Origin of the sequence: Enterobacter cloacae complex sp. GYL001 (assembly GCF_049237125.1) — a bacterium.
In the GTDB taxonomy this organism is placed as follows: Bacteria; Pseudomonadota; Gammaproteobacteria; order Enterobacterales; family Enterobacteriaceae; genus Enterobacter; species Enterobacter hormaechei_C.
The window spans coordinates 1-3,711 of the sequence record NZ_JBMKGW010000043.1 but is presented as its reverse complement, the minus strand read 5'-3'; the positions used below and the strand labels follow the sequence as shown (position 1 = coordinate 3,711).

The 3,711-nt window shown below is 55.7% G+C and carries 3 protein-coding genes and 1 pseudogene; 3 read left to right on the top strand and 1 reads right to left on the bottom strand.

Translation table 11 applies throughout. The features are described from left to right. Positions 1–41: 41 nt before the first annotated feature. Positions 42–698 carry a tetracycline resistance transcriptional repressor TetR(D) gene (gene tetR(D), locus ACOTWU_RS25000; RefSeq protein ID WP_000113282.1) on the bottom strand — a complete coding sequence of 219 codons (657 nt, stop codon included), beginning with the start codon at positions 696–698 and terminating at the stop codon, positions 42–44. Between the two features lie 95 nt (positions 699–793). Between tetR(D) and tet(D) the strand changes: the two genes are divergently transcribed. From tet(D) to ACOTWU_RS24985, 3 genes and pseudogenes are all read left to right on the top strand, one after another. Further along, the gene (gene tet(D) / locus ACOTWU_RS24995; protein ID WP_001039466.1) at positions 794–1,978 is read left to right on the top strand and encodes a tetracycline efflux MFS transporter Tet(D); all 1,185 of its coding nucleotides are present in this window, start codon (positions 794–796) and stop codon (positions 1,976–1,978) included. Between the two features lie 94 nt (positions 1,979–2,072). Then, the gene (locus ACOTWU_RS24990) at positions 2,073–3,182 is read left to right on the top strand and encodes an S-(hydroxymethyl)glutathione dehydrogenase/class III alcohol dehydrogenase (RefSeq protein WP_000842134.1); all 1,110 of its coding nucleotides are present in this window, start codon (positions 2,073–2,075) and stop codon (positions 3,180–3,182) included. Between the two features lie 21 nt (positions 3,183–3,203). Next, a pseudogene (locus tag ACOTWU_RS24985) lies at positions 3,204–3,626 on the top strand (alpha/beta hydrolase-fold protein); the annotation flags it as partial. Positions 3,627–3,711 lie beyond the last annotated feature (85 nt).

The window sequence follows — 3,711 nt, the reverse complement described above, 5'->3', positions numbered from 1 at the left end:
CTGAAAATGCCGGCCTTTGAATGGGTTCATGTGCAGCTCCATCAGCAAAAGGGGATGATAAGTTTATCACCACCGACTATTTGCAACAGTGCCGTAAGCTGCACCTCAAACCCCCGGATCAGGCTCTCCAGGCCATGCAGAAAGGCCTGCTCACCATCATCACTGTCCATAATCTGCAGCGCTTCCCGCAATAGCGGCGGCAGGTTTTCGTCCGGTGCTGCAGGGCGGTCGGTCAGGGCGGCAGTATGCTCCTGCTGCTCCAGTACGGCACCAAGGGTAAAATGACTGACCGCTGAAATCGCATATAACCCGTCGCGCAGTGAAAAGCCGTTTTCTGTCATAAAGCGTAACTGGGTTTCCACCGTATCATACTGTTTTTCATCAGGGCGGGTGCCGAGGTGCACTTTTGCCCCGTCACGGTAACGCAGCAGCGCCCGGCGGAAACTCATTGCATTATTGCGCAGAAATGACTGCCAGGATTCCCCCGCCGCAGGCAGTGAATAATCATGATGACGCGCCAGGATCTCCACCGCCAGCGCATCCAGTAACGCCCGTTTATTTTTCACATGCCAGTAAAGTGTCGGCTGTTCTATTCCCAGCTTCTGCGCCAGCTTGCGGGTCGTCAGCCCGTCAATCCCTGTCTCATTCAGCAGTTCCAGTGCCGCATCAATAACCGATTCTCTGTTCAGCCGTGCCATGACCGTCTCCTCCGATTTTCAGATTGACACTCTATCATTGATAGAGATATATTCCAACTCTATCAATGATAGGGAATTAACACAGGATCTGAAAAATGAATAAACCCGCTGTCATCGCGCTGGTGATTACACTGCTGGACGCGATGGGAATTGGTCTGATCATGCCGGTATTACCGTCACTGCTGCGGGAATATCTCCCGGAAGCGGATGTGGCAAACCATTACGGCATTCTGCTGGCGCTGTATGCGGTGATGCAGGTCTGTTTTGCTCCGCTGCTGGGCAGATGGTCAGATAAGCTGGGGCGCAGACCGGTGCTGCTGTTATCCCTGGCGGGTGCCGCGTTTGATTACACACTGCTGGCACTGTCCAATGTGCTGTGGATGTTGTATCTCGGGCGGATTATCTCCGGGATCACTGGTGCCACCGGCGCGGTTGCGGCTTCGGTAGTGGCGGACAGCACGGCGGTCAGCGAGCGTACCGCCTGGTTCGGCCGTCTCGGTGCGGCCTTTGGTGCCGGGCTGATTGCCGGGCCGGCTATCGGCGGACTGGCGGGGGATATCTCACCGCATCTGCCGTTTGTCATTGCGGCAATACTGAATGCCTGCACCTTTCTGATGGTCTTTTTTATCTTTAAACCGGCGGTACAGACAGAAGAAAAACCGGCGGAGCAGAAACAAGAAAGCGCAGGTATCAGCTTTATCACACTGCTTAAACCTCTGGCGCTGTTGCTGTTTGTCTTTTTTACCGCGCAGCTTATCGGGCAGATCCCGGCCACTGTCTGGGTATTGTTTACGGAGAGCCGCTTTGCCTGGGACAGCGCGGCGGTCGGTTTTTCACTGGCGGGACTCGGGGCGATGCATGCACTGTTTCAGGCGGTGGTTGCCGGGGCGCTGGCAAAACGGCTGAGTGAGAAAACCATTATTTTCGCCGGATTTATTGCCGATGCCACCGCGTTTTTACTGATGTCTGCTATCACTTCCGGATGGATGGTGTATCCGGTCCTGATCCTGCTGGCAGGCGGCGGAATTGCACTGCCTGCATTGCAGGGCATTATCTCTGCCGGGGCATCGGCGGCAAATCAGGGAAAACTACAGGGTGTGCTGGTCAGCCTGACCAATCTGACCGGCGTGGCGGGCCCGCTGCTGTTTGCTTTTATTTTCAGTCAGACACAGCAGAGTGCGGACGGTACGGTGTGGCTGATTGGCACGGCACTGTACGGTCTGCTGCTGGCAATCTGTCTGCTGATCAGAAAACCGGCACCGGTGGCGGCCACCTGCTGACCGGCGCTATACAGGCAGCGCTGTTGTGCGGTATGGTGGACGGCATTCGTGCTTATCGCCTGCCATGATAAGCCTCAGACACAGAGGAACCGTTATGAAATCACGCGCAGCAGTCGCCTTCGGGCCGGGTTTACCCCTTGAAATTGTTGAAATTGATGTGGCACCGCCGAAGAAAGGTGAAGTGCTGGTGAAAATCAGTCACACCGGGGTATGCCATACCGATGCCTACACGCTTTCCGGTGATGATCCGGAAGGTCTGTTCCCGGTGGTGCTCGGCCATGAAGGTGCCGGGGTGGTGGTTGAGGTCGGTGAGGGCGTGACCAGTGTGAAACCGGGCGACCATGTGATCCCGCTGTACACCGCCGAGTGCGGCGAGTGTGATTTCTGTACCTCCGGTAAAACCAACCTCTGTGTTGCCGTCCGCGAAACCCAGGGCAAAGGCGTGATGCCGGACGGCACCAGCCGTTTTTCGTATAACGGTCAGCCGCTCTATCACTATATGGGCTGCTCGACATTCAGCGAATATACCGTTGTGGCGGAAGTATCACTGGCGAAAATCAATCCGCAGGCCAATGCGGAGCAGGTTTGCCTGCTCGGCTGCGGCGTGACCACCGGGATCGGCGCGGTACACAATACCGCGAAGGTACAGGAAGGGGATTCTGTGGCGGTATTCGGCCTCGGCGGTATCGGGCTGGCCGTGGTGCAGGGCGCACGTCAGGCAAAAGCGGGGCGCATCTTTGCCATCGATACCAATCCATCCAAGTTTGAGCTGGCAAAACAGTTCGGCGCCACAGACTGCATTAATCCCAATGATTATGACAAACCTGTTCAGCAGGTGCTGGTCGAAATGACCAAATGGGGTGTGGATCATACCTTTGAATGTATCGGCAATGTCAATGTGATGCGGTCGGCGCTGGAAAGTGCGCACCGTGGCTGGGGGCAGTCGGTAATTATCGGGGTGGCGGGTGCCGGAAAAGAGATTTCAACCCGTCCGTTCCAGCTGGTGACCGGCCGGGTCTGGAAAGGCACGGCGTTCGGCGGCGTGAAAGGGCGTACCCAGTTGCCGGGAATGGTGGAAGATGCCATGAGCGGCAAAATCGAGCTGGCGCCGTTTGTCACGCACACCATGGAACTGGATAAAATCAATGAAGCTTTTGATTTGATGCACGACGGCAAATCCATCCGCACAGTCATTCATTACTGATAACGTATTCAGGGAGATACTATGGAACGGATTGAACATCACGTCTGTTTCGGCGGCAGCCAGGAAGTCTGGCGTCACCACTCTGCGGTGACCGGCACGCCGATGACTTTTTCCGTGTTTCTGCCGCCGCAGGCAAAAACAGAGAAATGTCCTGTGCTGTACTGGCTTTCCGGGCTGACCTGCAACGAGCAGAATTTTATCACCAAAGCCGGGGCACAGCGTTACGCAGCGGAACACGGCCTGGTGATTGTCGCGCCGGATACCAGTCCGCGCGGCAGTCAGGTGGCGGATGATAAAGAGTACGATCTCGGCCAGGGTGCCGGGTTTTATGTCAATGCCACACAGGAGCCGTGGAAAGCGCATTATCAGATGTATGATTATATTCTGAATGAGCTGCACACCCTGGTAAGCGGGCATTTCGGCACATCGGAAAAACGGGCACTGTTGCAAAGTTAGCGATGAGGCAGCCTTTTGTCTTATTCAAAGGCCTTACATTTCAAAAACTCTGCTTACCAGGCGCATTTCGCCC

What these genes read in the sequence shown, in the direction of transcription:
- ACOTWU_RS24990 (WP_000842134.1), top strand. Translation starts at nt 2,073, where the DNA reads ATGAAATCACGCGCAGCAGTCGCCTTCGGGCCGGGTTTACCCCTTGAA.